Below are 15,681 nucleotides of genomic sequence, written 5' to 3'. Positions count from 1 at the left end.
CAAGCTATCTACTTATAGAAATCCGGAGTCTTGATGTTAAAAATTATTAGCAGCGTTGTACTGTGTGTCGCGTGCAATGCTTCATATGCCGCCTTGCAGATACAGTCGTGGACCTTGAGCAATGGTGCGCGCGTACTATTTGTTGAAAACCACACGATACCGATGCTGGATGTCAGCGTCGATTTTGATGCCGGTTCCCGTCGTGATCCGGCAGGTAAATCCGGCACTGCCGCGTTGACAAGTGCGATGCTGGCGCGTGGCGTACATGCAGCCCCGAACGGGAATGAAGCGGCGTTGAGCGAGGCGCAGATTTCCGATGCATTCGCTGACACTGCAGCGCAACGTGGTGGTCGCCTCGACGATGATCGGGCGGGTGCAACCTTGCGTACGCTTGTAACGGAACGCGAGACGGCAGTGTCCTTGCTGGCGCGGGTACTGGCTTATCCGAGCTTCCCGGAAGAAATCCTGCAACGCGACAAGGCGCGCACCATCGCTGCCATCAAGGAAAGCCTGACCAAGCCGGAAGCCATTGCCGGCAAGGCATTCAGCAAACGCTTATATGGCAATCATCCTTACGGTCAGCAACCTGACGTGGCATCGATAGATGGCATCACGCGCGACGACTTGCTGGCCTTCCATCGCCAATACTATGTCGCCAATCGCGCCGTAGTCGCCCTGATCGGTGACGTAACGCGGGCCGAGGCAGATCAGATCGCGCAGCAACTGACACAGCGTTTGCCGCAAGGTGCACCATTGCCAGCCTTGCCACCGGTAGTGATTGCGCCGGGCGAGGAGGAGCGGATTGCGCATCAGGCGAGCCAGGCGCACATCCTGATCGGCATGCCGGGCATGGCGCGACATGATCCTGATCACTTTGCGTTGACGGTTGGCAACTATGTATTGGGTGGCGGCGGCTTTGTCTCGCGCCTGATGCAACAGGTGCGCGAACAGCGTGGCCTGACATATGGCGTCAGCAGTTACTTCATTCCTATGGCGCAGCCTGGCCCGTTCCAGATTTCCCTGCAGACCAAGAAAGAGCAGGCGAACGAAGCCTTGCAAGTAGTGCGTTCTACCGTTGCCGATTACCTGCGTGACGGCCCGACGCCTGCCGAGCTGAAGGCGGCCAAAGATAATCTGATTGGTGGCTTTGCGCTGCGTATCGATAGCAACAAGAAGATATTGGAGAACATCGCCGCGATCGGCTTTTACGACTTGCCGCTCGATTACCTGGATACCTGGACCGACAAGGTCAGCAAGGTGACTGCGGCGGAAATCAAGGCTGCTTTCCAGCGTAAGATACAGTTGGATAAATTGGCAACAGTTGTAGTCGGCGCGGCCGATAAATAAGCCTCCATCAGCAAACGCACTGGCGCGCGTGGGTTGTACTCATTACAATCCACGCTGCAAATACTTTTCCGCGGCTGATGCCGTCAGCCGCTGCCCGCCATGCCCAAGAAACCTAGTTCCAAACCAGCACCTAAAAAACCTGTGCACAAGCCACGCCCGAGCATGACGCACCAGGTGCGCATCATAGGCGGTCAGTGGAAACGTACGCCCCTGCCGGTATTGGACGTAGAGGGCTTGCGCCCGACGCCGGATCGCGTGCGGGAAACAGTGTTCAACTGGATTAATCACCTGATAGACGGCGGCTGGAGTCGCATGAGGTGCCTGGATTTGTTTGCCGGCACGGGCGTACTCGGGTTTGAAGCAGCCAGTCGCGGTGCGGCACAAGTTGTCATGGTGGAAATGCATACCCCCGCGGTACGACAACTGGAAGCAAGCAAGGAAAAACTGCGTGCCGAACAGCTCAGCATAGTACGTGGCGATGCATTAATGGCAACGCAAGGCATGGCGCGCAATGCCGCCAAATTCGACCTGATCTTCCTGGATCCGCCTTACCATCAAAACTGGCTGGAAAAAATGCTGCCTGGCTGTGCGCAATTGCTGGCTAAAGACGGCATGGTTTACGTCGAATCCGAGGAATCCTTGGTCACGGATACGCCGCCAGCATGGCTGGCAGATTGGGAGATAGTGCGGGCAGATAACGCCGGCATGGTCTTTTACCATCTTTTGCAATCAAAAAAATTGCCTGAAGTTCAGGCATAATGCGCTTTCAGTTATTTGCGGTGTCCATAACGCCCTGGTGCGTTGTGTAGAAACTAGCAGCAAAACATCACTCTTTGCTACTCATCCGGCGCATGCGCCGCGTGCTTTCCGCGAGCTGAGAACCAAGCCACCCTACGGAGCCAAAATGGTTACAGCCATCTATCCTGGAACATTCGATCCACTGACGCGCGGTCATGAAGACCTGGTGCGTCGTGCTTCAGGTCTGTTCGATAAATTGATCGTCGGTGTTGCCGACAGCCGCAACAAAAAGCCTTTCTTTTCGCTCGAAGAGCGCCTGACGATTTCGAATGAAGTCCTCGGCCACTATCCGAATGTGCATGTGGAAAGTTTTTCCGGTTTGCTGAAAGATTTTGTGCGCCGTCATGATGCGCGTGTGATTGTGCGTGGTCTGCGCGCGGTCTCTGACTTTGAATATGAATTCCAGATGGCAGGCATGAATCGCTACCTGCTGCCAGACGTGGAAACCCTGTTCCTGACCCCGTCGGATCAGTATCAGTTCATCTCTGGTACGATAGTGCGTGAGATCGCCACTCTGGGCGGTGATGTGTCGAAGTTTGTTTTCCCGTCGGTCGATAAATGGCTGAAAGAGAAAATCGCGGCACAGCGTTAATCAGGAATTAAGTTTGTTATGGCTCTGCTGATTACTGATACGTTGAGCGGGAATTCGCAAGGCACTGCCTTGCGCCACTCATCGCAGCAAATGCTTGCAAGCGTTTGCTGTATTCGTCCTGATGCTTTGCATGCGCTTGTTCAGAGAGATTTACCATGGCGCTGCTAATTACGGACGAATGCATCAACTGCGACGTATGCGAGCCTGAGTGCCCGAACGACGCGATATACATGGGGCAGGAGATCTACGAGATCGATCCGACCAAATGTACTGAGTGCGTCGGCCACTTTGATGAGCCGCAATGCCAGCAGGTTTGCCCGGTCAGCTGTATTCCGTTCAATCCGGAATGGCGCGAGAGCAAGGAAAAGTTGCAGGCCAAATATGAACGTTTGCAGGCAGAACTTAAAACCGCTACCTGATAAAAGCAAAGGGACCAGATGGTCCCTTTTTTATGCCTGCTGGTTCAATCTGCACTCATGACTTTATTGCGTCCGGCTTTCTTGGCCTGATACAGCGCCAGATCGGCCTTGGCGAGCAATTGCTGGGCAACGGTGCCGCTTTCCTGTTTGTCTGCCGTATTTACACTGGCCACGCCTATCGAGACGGTGGCCTGCAGTTCTTCGCCGCTGTTGAGTACGATAGGGCGTCCGTTCACACTGGCGCGTATGCGCTCCGCTACCACCAGCGACGCATCCAGCGATGCATCTATCAACAGCACAACAAATTCCTCGCCACCGAAACGGCCGAGTGCGTCACTCAGGCGCAATTCAGCCTTGATGCGATTCGCCACCTCGCACAAGACTTCGTCACCACCCTGATGTCCGAAGTTATCGTTCACTTTCTTGAAGTGATCGAGGTCGATATACATGGCGGATAAGGCGTAACCATGCCTTTGTGTGCGACCTACTTCTTCCAGCAAGCGTCGTTCCACATAGCGCCGATTGTTGACGCCGGTTAGCGGGTCGGTCAGGCCTATGTGTTGCAGGCGCTCGTTATTGACGACGTTTTCTACGCAGATGGCGACGATGGAAGCGCGATGCTGCAAAAAATCACTCGCCATATTCGCAGTGAAGCGGGTCGGATCAAGGCTGCCGAGGCTGAGCCAGCCTATCAGCGTATTACGTCGTATCAGCGGCAGGATCGCGACGCTGGCTGGTTTCAGCACCGTATCCGGAAACAGGCGACGGTGCTGCGTAGTGTTGTATGAGCCTAAAGTAGGCCTGCGCATCGGAAGCGCGATTTCATTGGCGCCATCCTTTTCTTCGACGAAGAGCAGGTTAGGATAGTCGCTGATATCGATGCGCAAGTCGCTCAGGATGCGGCGGATTTCAGCGGCAGGATCGATCAGTGTGAGCGTGATGACATCCAGCTCCGACGCTTCGGTCAGCGTGTCAAAGACGCTGTCTATCAATTCCTGGAAGGTGTTCGCGCCTATGAACTTCAGGTCGAATTCCTGATAGCGCTGCATGATTTGCTGATTACGATGCGCCTGCTCCAGCAACAGTTTCAGCTGGGTGCGCAACTGCGAATTTTCAGTAACCAGCTTGTTAGACATCGATGTCAGGTCAGGGCGGCAGTAGGGTAGTGCTAATAAGGAGGTAGTAACAGCGTGCTGCATACTACCTTGATGCTTACTTTATAGCAATTTTTGTGCGGATCAGAAAACCGGATCGACGCTCACGTTTTGCCCGACGCGCAAGACAGTCCCTGTGCCGTTGAGCACGACCGCATTCATGCCGAAAGTGATGCTGCCATCAACCTTGGGATTGGCGCGGTAAGTGCCGAGGATATCCAGCGGATCCGGCCCGAATTCACCGGTGGCCTGATCGACCGATGGTAATGGGCAGCGTGGACAAGGTTTGACTGGTTTCAGGGCAGCACCGGCGAATTGATAAACCTCGGCCAGGTCTTCTTCAAACGGCGCGATGTCGCTGAACACCAGGTTAGGACGGAAGCGGTTCATCGGTACCGGGCTGCGGCCTTGTGCGACCAGCTTTTCATTCAGGTCTTCGAGTGAACCTGTGCCTATGACCAGCATCGGGTAACCGTCGGAGAAGAGCACTGGTACTTCGGCGTCGGCCGTCCATTTTTTGCTTGAGTAACGTGTCGCATCCGGATGAAAACGTACCAGGCGGCATTTCACACCGAGCGCATTCGAGAACCACAGAGCGGTGGTGTCATCGCAATCGTAGGCTTCGACCTGGTCATCCCAGACTTGCACGCGTATGCGTTTTTCATCTTCCGGATCAGGCAGGCCGAGCGGTACTTCCAGGCGCAGCATGCCGGGTGCACGCAGCTCCAGCGTATCGGCCTTGATGCGTGGCGCGATCAAGGCCATCTTTGGGTATTCACGCTGCGTCAGTGCATCGCCGTTTTCATCGACGATCATCCATTCACGGTCATAAATCTGTTCGCTCATCAAACCTGCTTCTGTGAGCGTTGCTTCGCGCAATGAAATACCTGCGCAGGATTTGATGGGGTAGAGATTGAGTTCGGTGAGGATAGGCATGGCGCAGGTTTTTCGTTTGTAGAGTATGCGCATCGCCCCGTATCAGGAGCGATGCCTTATCTGGATAGACCGATTAAACGTTGAACAGGAAGTTCAGCACATCGCCATCCTTGACGATGTATTCCTTGCCTTCAGCGCGCATTTTTCCAGCTTCCTTCGCACCGTTTTCACCCTTGTAGGTGATGTAGTCTTCGTAGGAAATGGTTTGTGCGCGGATGAAGCCGCGTTCGAAATCGGTGTGAATGACACCCGCAGCTTGCGGTGCGGTAGCACCGACCGGGATGGTCCAGGCGCGTACTTCCTTTACACCTGCGGTGAAGTAGCTTTGCAAGCCCAGCAGTTTGAAGCCAGCGCGGATCAGGCGATCCAAACCAGGTTCTTCCATGCCCATGTCGGCCAGGAATTCTTTTTTGTCTGCTTCATCCAGATCAGCGATTTCGGATTCGATGGCAGCGCAAATCGCGACGACTGGTGCGTTCTGCGATTTGGCATAGGCAGTCAGTGCATCCAGCAGCGGATTGTCGGTGAAGCCGGAATCCGACACGTTACCGACGTACATTGCAGGTTTGGCAGTGATCAGGCACAGCGGCTTGATCAATTCCATTTCTTCCTTATCCAGGCCCATGGCGCGTACTGGTTTGGCTTCGTCCAGGTGCGGCATGATGCGTTCCAGCAGTGCGACCAGTTTGGACGCATCTTTGTCGCCGGAGCGTGCTTTTTTGTTTTCGCGATGGATTGCTTTTTCTACGGTGCCCATGTCGGCCAGTGCCAGTTCGGTCTGGATGACTTCGATATCGTCGAGTGGATTGATTTTGCCTGCGACGTGGATCACATTGTCGTCTTCAAAGCAGCGGACGACGTTGACGATGGCATCGGTTTCGCGAATGTGCGCGAGGAATTGATTGCCCAGGCCTTCGCCTTTGGATGCGCCCGCTACCAGGCCCGCGATGTCGACGAATTCGACGGTGGCAGGGAGGATGCGTTCAGGTTTCACGATTTCAGCCAGAGCCTGCAGGCGCGGGTCAGGTACTTCAACCATGCCGACGTTAGGCTCGATGGTGCAGAACGGATAGTTCTCAGCAGGGATGCCGGCTTTCGTGAGGGCATTGAAAAGGGTGGATTTGCCGACGTTAGGCAGGCCGACGATGCCGCATTTGAGACTCATGATATGTGCTTTGCTGAGATGTGAATTAACCCGCTATTTTACCGTACCGGCACCGCTTGCCGGTATTTAAGACTTGCTGTGCCGGATGGGGTGTTGCGGACTTACTTGTTGGTATGCAGTTGCATGGTGGCGGCTTCGAATTTGCCTTCGCACAGCATGGGGATGATATCCAGGCTTTTGGCGATGGCTTCATCGATCAGCGGCTGTTCTTCCTTGCGTGGGCGGTGCAGTACGAAGTCGACCACGGCTTGCTGCAGGTTGAGGGTGCGCGGATGGCCTATGCCTATGCGCAAGCGCCAGTAATCCTGCGTTCCGAGCGCGGCGGTGATGTCTTTCAGGCCATTATGTCCGCCTGACGAGCCACCTTTTTTGAGTTTGGCGACGCCTGGTGGCAGGTCCAGTTCATCATGTGCGACCAGGACTTCATCCGGTTGGATTTTGTAGAAGCGGGCGAGCGCGCCGACTGACTGGCCGGAACGGTTCATAAAGGTCTGTGGTTCCAGCAACCAGACTTCCTGGCCAGCGATCACGGTTTTGGCGGCGAGCGCATTGTATTTGCTTACACGCGACAAAGTGCAGCGCGGCGTATTGCGCGCCAATTGATCGACCAGCCAGAAGCCGGCGTTGTGGCGAGTTTGTTCGTATTCCTGGCCGGGATTGCCGAGACCGACGATAAGACGTATAGGCATGGCGTCGTGAAAATTGGAAAACCTGATTATCGGGGATGTAGCCTGCTTGTGTCCGCTTTATTGAGTACAGGCGTGCAAAACAAGCGTAAAAAAACCCGCCACAAGGACGGGTTTTTCATTGTCCGACCTAAGCCGGACAAAAATTTACTGATTACTTCTTGTCGTCAGCTGCTGGAGCAGCTGCTGCGGCAGCAGCGTCAGCTTCTGCTTCGACTTTACCGGCTGGAACCGAAGCGGTAGCGATAGTTGGGTTGTCTTCACCACCGTGGATCACTGCAGAAACGCCTTTAGGCAGTTTGATGTCAGCGAGGTGGATCGAGTGACCAACGTCCAGCTTAGCCAGGTCGATTTCAACGAATTCTGGCAATGCGCCTGGCAAGCAGGAGACGTCCAGTTCGGTAGCAACGTGGCTGATGATGCCGCCGTGCAGTTTAACTGCTGGCGAGATTTCTGCATTGACGAAGTGCAGAGGCACTTTTACGTGGATCTTTTGTTTAGCATCGACGCGTTGGAAGTCAGCGTGCAAAACGAGTTGTTTGTATGCGTGGACTTGGAAGTCGCGCAACAGAACTTGTTCTACTTTGCCATCTACTTCCAGGTCGAGGATCGACGAGTGGAAAGCTTCTTTTTTCAATGCATGGTACAGAGCATTGTGGTCGAGCGAGATATTTACTGGTGCTGCGGTACCGCCGTAGACGATACCAGGGGTCAGGCCTGCATTGCGCTGGCGGCGGCTCGCTCCGGTCCCCAGATCTTTGCGTGCAAATGCGATTACTTTCATGATGAAACTCCAAATATGCGGGATGAAAAATCATCCTGCGGTTAAATCCCCCGCGACCAGGGGATTTTAAAAGCGGGCAGTGAACCTGCCCCAGTTTCGGATATCAGCATGAAACGCAGCGCTGACATCCTGCCTGTGTCTTGCGACACAGCTTAAACGTTCTTAGTCGGCAAACATCGACATCACGGAATCACCGGTGCTGATGCGCTTGAAGGTTTCTGCCAGCAATTCAGCGCAGGACAGCACGCGAATTTTTGGACAGGCACGAGCAGCTTCTGTCAGCGGGATGGTGTCGGTGACGACCAGTTCATCCAGCGGGGAGGTGGTGATGCGCTCAATCGCAGGACCGGACAGGACCGGGTGCGTACAGTAAGCGATAACTTTCTTCGCGCCGCGTTCTTTCAATACTTCTGCTGCCTTGGTCAGGGTGCCTGCGGTGTCGACCATGTCATCCATGATCACGCAGTTGCGGCCTTCGACTTCACCGATGATGTTCATCACTTCGGAAACGTTCGCTTTAGGGCGGCGTTTGTCGATGATGGCCAGATCGCAGTTCAGGCGTTTTGCCAGGGCGCGGGCGCGAACTACGCCACCGACGTCCGGGGAAACGACCAGCAGGTCTTCGTGATTCTTGGTAACCAGGTCACGCAACAAAATCGGGGATGCGTAAATGTTATCAACCGGAATGTCGAAGAAGCCCTGGATTTGATCAGCGTGCAGATCCATGATCAGTACGCGTTCAACGCCAGCTTCCTGCAACATATTGGCAACGACCTTGGCCGAAATCGCAACACGCGCCGAGCGTGGGCGGCGATCCTGGCGTGCATAACCGTAGTAAGGGATGGCGGCGGTGATACGGCCGGCCGATGCACGTTTCAGTGCGTCTACCATCAACATGATTTCCATCAGGTTGTCATTGGTCGGCGCGCAGGTCGATTGCAATACAAATACGTCTTTGCCGCGTACGTTCTCGTTGATTTCAACAACGATTTCGCCATCGGAAAATTTGGAAACAACAGCTTTGCCGAGCGGGAGGCCGAGTTGCTTGGCAACGCCCAAAGCCAGATCCGGATTTGCGTTACCGGTAAAAACCATTAGGTTTTCGAGTGCCATGGAAATCTCTGCTTGCAGTCGTTAGAAAGGTGGAAAGCCGCCAAAACTCGACGATGGTGTCTTGTGTTGGCGGCTTGCTTGTATGTCACTTACTCTTGAATGTAATGGCAGGGGAAGAAGGATTCGAACCTTCGAATGCTGGAATCAAAATCCAGTGCCTTAACCAACTTGGCGATTCCCCTACGCAACCTTGTGTTTGCCGTTGCATCTTCGCTATCAAAGCGGCGGATGCTGCGTCAAACTAATCTGGTGTCACGACTGCTGCAAATAAGCGAGCGGATGATGCTTGATCGCTTTGGCTTTCCAGGCTTTCCAGTGTGTCGGTACTGTTGCCAGTACTGCATCGGCTTGCTGTTCTTGCTCAAACGGGCAAAACACACAAGCGCCGGATCCTGTCATTCTTGCATCTCCGTATTGTCTCAGCCATTTGATGGCTTCGGCAACAGGTGGAAACAATTTTTCAGCCACGACTTGCAGGTCGTTTTTACCGAAGCAATCTTGAGCTCCGGAAAAGTCCGATATTTTGACGGGTTTCGTATCCCGTGTCAATTCACTTGATGAAAATATCTTCTGGGTTGGTACAGAAACTCCCGGTTCGATGACGACAAACCAGCGATCCGGCGTTTTTACCGCGACTAAAGCCTCGCCTATGCCCTCTGCAAACGCATTTTGGCCAAAGATAAAAAACGGTACATCGGCACCCAGCTGCAGGCCCAAGGCCATTAATTCTGCGCGTGTCAGGCCGACTTGCCACAAATGATTAAGCGCCAGCAGGGTAGTGGCTGCATCGGAAGAGCCGCCGCCGAGGCCGCCGCCCATGGGCAGGTTTTTTTCGATGGCGATATCGGCGCCGAAGTTTTTATTCGGATTTTTCTGTGCTGCTGCGGTTTGCAATAATTTTGCTGCGCGCACGATCAAATCGCTTTCTTCAGGTACGCCAGCGAGTTCGGTACTGCGCCTGATGTGCGCATCATCACGTGTCGCGAAGTGCAGTACGTCGCCGCGATCTATCAGCTGGAATACGCTTTGCAGCAAGTGGTAGCCATCTGCGCGTCGCCCGGTGACATGCAGAAATAAATTCAGTTTTGCCGGTGCCGGGCAATTATTAAGTGTGAGCGTCATGGAATGGTGCGTGCGATGAAATCAGGGAGTTTGCCAGCTATCGAGCACGATACGTATCGCTACCTTGCCAGCCTGCTCGGTCTGGCGTTCCAGGTCTATGCGTTTTGGGCGTTCTTGCGGCGGTGTTTGCTGATCACTTTCCCAGGTCGGGTACTGGATATGCCAGCCGTCGCGGGTGGTGACTTTATTGCGGCTTGCTGACGCGATGTATGCCTTGTTACTGCTGTCGTTGGCAAAGCCCTGCAGCCAGCTGCGCAAGCCGGAAACCGGCAATGGCCATCCCAGTGTTTGCGTTACCAGCAGATCGACATCAGCGGCGCTGCGTGGTGGCTGTCCCGACTGGATCAGCGTTGCGTTATCAGGTGTTACTTCTATTGTTGCCAGTATCTGGCCGAGCGGCGACAGGATGGCGATAGAGCTGCGATCCCGGTTTTGTTTCCAGGTGAAGCTGCCGTGTATTGCCTCATCCTTATCGTCTTTTTGATATTGCACGGACAAACGACCAGCCAGCGTAATGGCTTCCTGATACTTGCGCGCGGTGCCAGCTTGCTCACTGGTTGTTTCAGTAGGCGGTGCAATGCTGGCACAAGCGCCGAGCAAGGCGGTGGACATGATGAGGATGGCGGTCAGTTTACGCGGCATAGGCAATGATTTTGTATCTGTTGGTCAGCCTTAAGCAAGGCTGAAGCATGAGAGATGAAATGAATGATGCTGTTACTGCGCGATGAAGCAAGAAACAGCATCGATTGCAGACAGGTCCGTAGCGGCAGGGCTTGCGAACCGACAACTGTAATTAACAGTTGTAACGGACGGTTGGACAGCAAGGACTGTCCAACCGTTCACATCATAATTGAGCGCGCAGGCGTGCCAGTGTGCTTTTCAATAAATCGCTCTGTGGATCTTTCTGATTGGCATCGCGCCACAATTGTTGTGCATCGGCTTTCTGGCCTTTGACCCACAGCACCTCACCGAGGTGCACGCCGATTTCTACGTCAGGACGTATTGCGTAAGCGCGTCGCAGATAGCGTTCCGCTTCATTCAGGCGACCGAGACGGAATTGCACCCAGCCCATGCTATCCATGATGAATGGATCTTCGGGGGCTATCTTCATGGCTTTTTCTATCAACGCCAGTGCTTCCTGCAAATGGATATTGCGATCGGCAAAGGAATAGCCAAGTGCGTTGTAGGCGTGCTGATTGTCTGGTGCGAGGCGGATGATTTTGCGCAATGCGGTTTCCATTACATCCATCTTGTTGGCTTTTTCAGCCAGCATCGCATAGTCGTACAGCAGCCCGGTATCGTCCGGATAGCGTTTCAAACCATTGCTAAGTACCGTCATCGCTTCCGGTACACGATTGGCGTCGCGCAGCAATTGCGCATCGGCGACGATGACCTGGATTTGTTCGCGCTGGCCTTGTGGCTTCAGGTGGCTGAGCAAATTGCGTGCGCCATTCAGGTCGCCACCGATAGCCATTAATTGCGCGCTTCTGATTTGCGCTGCCATGTAGGCTGGGCCGGGTTCTACCTGTGCCAGCCATTTCAGTGCGGCCGGATAGTCTTTTCTATCTTCGGCAATCTGCGACATGATCAGCAAGGCTTGCACCGGATCACGGCTTTCGTCGGGGTTGTCTTCCAGTGCCTGCAGATAAGCGCCCAGATATTTTTCCGCCATGGGAATGTCATTGGTCTGCGCGCCGAGTATGCCCATCGCATACAGGATGGTCAGGTCTTTCGGGTCTTCCTTCAGCAGCACTTCGAATTGCTCACGTGCCTGATCGTATTGTTTGTCATCGATCAGGATCTTTGCGTAAGCAACGCGCACTTCGCGGGATTTCGGATTGGCTTTCAGGAAGTCGGCCAGGATTTGCAGTGCCTGGCTGCGCTCCCGTGTCGATTGCGCGACCATCAGTACTGCGAGTTCCAGGTCCGGTTTGATTTTCAATGCAATCTGCGCTTCGCTGTTGGCGCGCGCAATGTCATTCTTGATGAAGGCTGCTTGTGCCAATGCAAGGTGGGTTTCGACCAGATCCTGATATGGCGCGGTAACTTCTTCCAGCAGTGCAAATGCTGCGGCTTTATCCTTGGTGTTGGCCAGCAGGCGCTGGATTTGCAGGATTAGCAAGCCGCGTCCTTGCGGTGTGGCCTGACGCAAGCGTTCAATAAAGATAGGGCGCGCTTCTTTCAGGTTGTCGCCAAGAACAATCAGACCGAGGTAAAACTGGTTGGCTTCGTCCGAAGCCGGTGCCAGCTCATGCCACAGGCGTACCGCGGACAGCGCTTCACTTACCTGTTTGGCGTTCAGGGCAATTTCCGCCGCACGTCGTGCCAGGCGCGGATCGCGGGTTTCTTGTGCTGCAACCAGGTTGGAAACATATGCCAACTGCCAGTCGCCGCGCTGGTAGGCCAGTTCGGCGCGCAATAATTTATACAGCAACGGTGCGGTAAGCTGAACTGAAGGCAGGGATTCATCCGCTTTGCCCGTGGCTACTTTTTTGTTGCCGGCAGGTTTGGCCGTGACCGGAGTCGGGCTTTCCTGGGTTGCCGCAGCGGAGGTGTCGGGTGCCTGTGGTTGGGCCTGGGCATAGCCACCAGCCGCGAACAGGGTAGACAGCGTTACAATGACAAGGGCATTTTTCAATTGAAGTCCATGCAAATCGAGCGAGGTTTTATTCTACGCTCAACCGCCCGGCAATGCGCTACCTTGGTAGCATCGTTTAAATCATCCAGGAAATCGCAGTTCCCATGCCTGAATTACCTGAAGTCGAAGTAACGCGTCGCGGTGTAGCGCCGCATCTGGAAGGGCAAGTCGTCACGGGCGTGGCCTTGCGTCATACCGGTTTGCGCTGGCCATTTCCTGCCGCCCTGGCGCAGACCCTGGTCGGGCATACGGTACGCAGCACCGGACGCCGCGGCAAATATCTGCTGCTCAATTTTGACCATGGCACGCTGATCATCCATTTGGGCATGTCCGGACATTTGCGCATCCTGCCATCCGACGTGCCGCCGAAGAAGCATGATCATTTTGATCTGGAAACCGGCAGCCAGTTATTACGTCTGAGCGACCCTCGCCGTTTTGGTGCAGTGCTGTGGCATGCCGCGGAAGAAGGCTCGATAGAAAATCATTTACTGTTGCGTACACTGGGCGTCGAACCACTGGAAGCGGGATTCAGTGCGCAATGGCTGTACCAGCAAACGCGCAAGCGCAGCTCTGCCATCAAGCAAGTGTTGCTGGCGGGCGACATCGTCGTCGGCGTCGGGAATATCTACGCGTCCGAGAGTTTGTTCCAGGCGCGTATCAATCCGCGTACGCCTGCGCACCGTATCGGGCTGGCGCGCTATGAGCGGTTGGCGGAGGCAATACGGCAGATACTGGCTGCTGCAATAGAGCAGGGTGGCAGTACGCTGAAAGACTTTATAGGTGTTAACGGTCAGTCCGGCTACTTCCAGCAGAATTACTTTACCTATGCGCGCGCAGGCGAACCTTGCCGTATTTGCAAGACGCCGATACGCCAGATCGTGCAGGGTCAGCGTTCGACCTTTTACTGTCCAAATTGTCAAAAGTAGGCAGCGGTGCTAGTGTCGCTCTGGGATGCAGGGTTTAAACCGAATAAAAGAGGCTTACGTGAGTAATCTGGTGCAAAAGTTTCAGGAATACAGCGGCTGGCGCAATGACGTCAAACTTGCGCTGGAGCGTTATCGCGATTGCGTGAGCGCGGGTGACCTGGCTGATGCTGCCAGCGACCAGCGTTTCCTGCAAACTCTGGCGCGTCTGAACGAAGATAAATTATCGATCGCTTTTGTCGCCGAATTTTCGCGTGGCAAATCGGAATTGATCAATGCGATCTTTTTTGCCGATTATGGTCAGCGTATTTTGCCAACCTCGGCTGGTCGTACCACCATGTGTCCGACCGAACTGATGTACGACGAAACCTTTCCGCCGTCGATACGTCTGCTGCCAATAGAGACACGTGCACAAGCGCAATCAACCAGTGATTTCAAGTCGCAGAGCCAGGTATGGACGGTGCTGCCGCTCGATACTTCGTCCGCGGATGGCATGCTGGAAGCCTTCAAACAAGTCAGCCTGACCAAGCGTGTGCCGATAGAAGAAGCGACACGCTATGGTCTCTATGATGAAACCGATCTCGATATGGTCGTCGCCGTGGGTGATGATGGCATGGTCGAAATTTCACAATGGCGGCATGCCATCGTCAACTTCCCGCATCCTTTGTTGCAGCAAGGCCTGGTGATTATCGATACACCGGGTCTGAATGCGATAGGTACCGAACCTGAGCTGACGCTGAACCTGATCCCGAATGCACATGCAGTGCTATTCATATTGGCAGCTGATACCGGCGTGACCAAGAGCGATATCGACATCTGGCGCAATCACATAGGCGGTAGCGGTGCGGGGCGTCTGGTGGTGCTGAATAAGATAGACAGCATGTGGGATGAATTGCGCAGCCCGACAGAAGTCGAGCAGCAAATCCGCATGCAGCATGCCAACGTGGCGCAAACGCTGGAGTTGTCGGAGCGTCAGGTCTTCCCGGTCTCTGCGCAAAAAGGCCTGGTCGGAAAAATCAATCGCGATGCGCCGTTGCTGGCGAAGAGCCGTTTGCCAGCGCTGGAAAGCGCGCTGTCCAGTGAACTGCTGCCAGCCAAGCAAGACATTATCCGCACCCAGTTGATGGCGGAAGTAAATGAGCTGACTTCGGCCAAGCAAGCCTTGTTGTCATCGCGGGTGCGCAATGTGGTCGAACAATTGATAGAGCTCAAAAGCTTGCGTGGCAAGAATCAAACTATCCTGCAGCACATGATGAAGCGCATCGATATGGAAAAGATGGAATTCGATGGCAGCCTGTTCAAGTTGCAGGCAACGCGCTCGGTATTCGCACGCCTGTCGACAGAAGTGTTTACGCATCTCGGCATGGGTGTCCTGAAAGACAATATCAACAAGACACGCGATGCGATGGAGCGCAGCAAGTTTTCTTCCGGCTTGCGGCAGGCGGTAAAAGAATTCTTCCAGGAAGCGCTGGACAGTCTCGAAGCATCAGCCGCCAAGACCGACGAGATAGGCGAAATGATGTCCGTCATGTACCGCAAGTTTTCCACCGAACACGGTCTGGCCTTATCGACGCCTATGCCGTTTTCGCTGGATAAGTACAGCAAGGAAATCGTGATGATAGAACAGCTGTACCACAAGCAATTTGGTGCAGCTACCATCCTGACCACGCCGCAAGTCGTGCTGATGCAGAAGTTCTTTGATTCGATCGCGTCACGCGTCAAACAAAGTTTCCTGCAAGCCAATCGCGATGTCGAAGCGTGGCTGAAAGTGGTGATGGCACCGCTGGAAGCACAAATCGGTGAGCACAAGATACAACTGAAGCGGCGCAAAAAGTCGATAGAAAAAATCCATTTGGCGACCGACAGCCTGGAAGAAAAAGTGCTCGCTTTCGAACAAATGCAATTTGAGCTGGATACCCAGCGCGCCCTGTTGACGCGCCTGGAAAATGAATTGAAGACTGCGATCATGGCGCAGCTGGATTCCTATAAAGCGGCGGCCTGAAT

Annotated in this window: 15 protein-coding genes and 1 tRNA gene; 6 read left to right on the top strand and 10 right to left on the bottom strand. The window is 54.3% G+C overall.

All coding sequences use genetic code 11. The features are described from left to right. The first annotated feature begins 33 nt into the window (after window positions 1-33). From IXC47_RS02290 to IXC47_RS02275, 4 genes are all read left to right on the top strand, one after another. Window positions 34-1,347 carry a M16 family metallopeptidase gene (locus IXC47_RS02290; RefSeq protein ID WP_175624862.1) on the top strand — a complete coding sequence of 438 codons (1,314 nt, stop codon included), beginning with the start codon at window positions 34-36 and terminating at the stop codon, window positions 1,345-1,347. Between the two features lie 99 nt (window positions 1,348-1,446). Beyond that, window positions 1,447-2,106, top strand: a complete 660-nt coding sequence (gene rsmD / locus IXC47_RS02285; protein WP_175624863.1) for a 16S rRNA (guanine(966)-N(2))-methyltransferase RsmD — start codon at window positions 1,447-1,449, stop codon at window positions 2,104-2,106. Window positions 2,107-2,251: 145 nt separating this feature from the next. Next, the gene (gene coaD / locus IXC47_RS02280; protein WP_175624864.1) at window positions 2,252-2,737 is read left to right on the top strand and encodes a pantetheine-phosphate adenylyltransferase; all 486 of its coding nucleotides are present in this window, start codon (window positions 2,252-2,254) and stop codon (window positions 2,735-2,737) included. A gap of 155 nt (window positions 2,738-2,892) precedes the next feature. Then, window positions 2,893-3,156 (top strand): YfhL family 4Fe-4S dicluster ferredoxin, encoded by a 264-nt coding sequence (locus IXC47_RS02275; protein ID WP_195874563.1) that lies wholly within the window; start codon window positions 2,893-2,895, stop codon window positions 3,154-3,156. Window positions 3,157-3,200: 44 nt separating this feature from the next. On the opposite strand, the gene IXC47_RS02270 is transcribed toward IXC47_RS02275, so the two are convergent. The 10 genes from IXC47_RS02270 to IXC47_RS02225 form a co-directional block, all read right to left on the bottom strand. Then, window positions 3,201-4,292: a DUF484 family protein gene (locus tag IXC47_RS02270; RefSeq protein WP_195874562.1), complete on the bottom strand. Its 1,092-nt coding sequence runs from the start codon at window positions 4,290-4,292 to the stop codon at window positions 3,201-3,203. A gap of 102 nt (window positions 4,293-4,394) precedes the next feature. Then, the gene (locus IXC47_RS02265) at window positions 4,395-5,246 is read right to left on the bottom strand and encodes an MOSC domain-containing protein (protein WP_195874561.1); all 852 of its coding nucleotides are present in this window, start codon (window positions 5,244-5,246) and stop codon (window positions 4,395-4,397) included. 73 nt (window positions 5,247-5,319) lie between these two features. Beyond that, window positions 5,320-6,411, bottom strand: a complete 1,092-nt coding sequence (ychF, locus tag IXC47_RS02260; protein WP_124574442.1) for a redox-regulated ATPase YchF — start codon at window positions 6,409-6,411, stop codon at window positions 5,320-5,322. Window positions 6,412-6,512: 101 nt separating this feature from the next. Beyond that, window positions 6,513-7,100, bottom strand: coding sequence for an aminoacyl-tRNA hydrolase (gene pth / locus IXC47_RS02255; RefSeq protein WP_175624868.1), 588 nt, complete (start codon window positions 7,098-7,100; stop codon window positions 6,513-6,515). Between the two features lie 151 nt (window positions 7,101-7,251). Then, window positions 7,252-7,881 carry a 50S ribosomal protein L25/general stress protein Ctc gene (locus IXC47_RS02250; protein WP_175624869.1) on the bottom strand — a complete coding sequence of 210 codons (630 nt, stop codon included), beginning with the start codon at window positions 7,879-7,881 and terminating at the stop codon, window positions 7,252-7,254. 162 nt (window positions 7,882-8,043) lie between these two features. Beyond that, window positions 8,044-8,994 (bottom strand): ribose-phosphate pyrophosphokinase, encoded by a 951-nt coding sequence (locus tag IXC47_RS02245; RefSeq protein WP_124574445.1) that lies wholly within the window; start codon window positions 8,992-8,994, stop codon window positions 8,044-8,046. A 105-nt stretch (window positions 8,995-9,099) separates the two neighbouring features. Further along, a tRNA-Gln gene (locus tag IXC47_RS02240) sits at window positions 9,100-9,176 on the bottom strand. 70 nt (window positions 9,177-9,246) lie between these two features. Beyond that, window positions 9,247-10,116, bottom strand: a complete 870-nt coding sequence (gene ispE, locus IXC47_RS02235) for a 4-(cytidine 5'-diphospho)-2-C-methyl-D-erythritol kinase (RefSeq protein WP_195874560.1) — start codon at window positions 10,114-10,116, stop codon at window positions 9,247-9,249. A gap of 21 nt (window positions 10,117-10,137) precedes the next feature. After that, the gene (gene lolB / locus IXC47_RS02230; protein WP_195874559.1) at window positions 10,138-10,758 is read right to left on the bottom strand and encodes a lipoprotein insertase outer membrane protein LolB; all 621 of its coding nucleotides are present in this window, start codon (window positions 10,756-10,758) and stop codon (window positions 10,138-10,140) included. Between the two features lie 202 nt (window positions 10,759-10,960). Continuing rightward, window positions 10,961-12,754, bottom strand: a complete 1,794-nt coding sequence (locus IXC47_RS02225; protein WP_195874558.1) for a tetratricopeptide repeat protein — start codon at window positions 12,752-12,754, stop codon at window positions 10,961-10,963. 104 nt (window positions 12,755-12,858) lie between these two features. Here IXC47_RS02225 and mutM point away from each other — a divergent pair, with 104 nt between their 5' ends. Both mutM and IXC47_RS02215 read left to right on the top strand, forming a co-directional pair. After that, on the top strand, window positions 12,859-13,680 hold the full coding sequence (gene mutM / locus IXC47_RS02220; RefSeq protein WP_195874557.1) for a bifunctional DNA-formamidopyrimidine glycosylase/DNA-(apurinic or apyrimidinic site) lyase: 822 nt from the start codon (window positions 12,859-12,861) through the stop codon (window positions 13,678-13,680). 58 nt (window positions 13,681-13,738) lie between these two features. After that, on the top strand, window positions 13,739-15,679 hold the full coding sequence (locus tag IXC47_RS02215) for a dynamin family protein (protein WP_195874556.1): 1,941 nt from the start codon (window positions 13,739-13,741) through the stop codon (window positions 15,677-15,679). The last annotated feature ends 2 nt before the right edge of the window (window positions 15,680-15,681 follow it).

The organism is Herminiimonas contaminans, assembly GCF_015645465.1.
Lineage (GTDB): Bacteria > Pseudomonadota > Gammaproteobacteria > Burkholderiales > Burkholderiaceae_D > Oxalicibacterium > Oxalicibacterium contaminans.
Note: the sequence above shows the minus strand (reverse complement) of the source record. Positions and strands in the feature narration are given on the sequence as shown.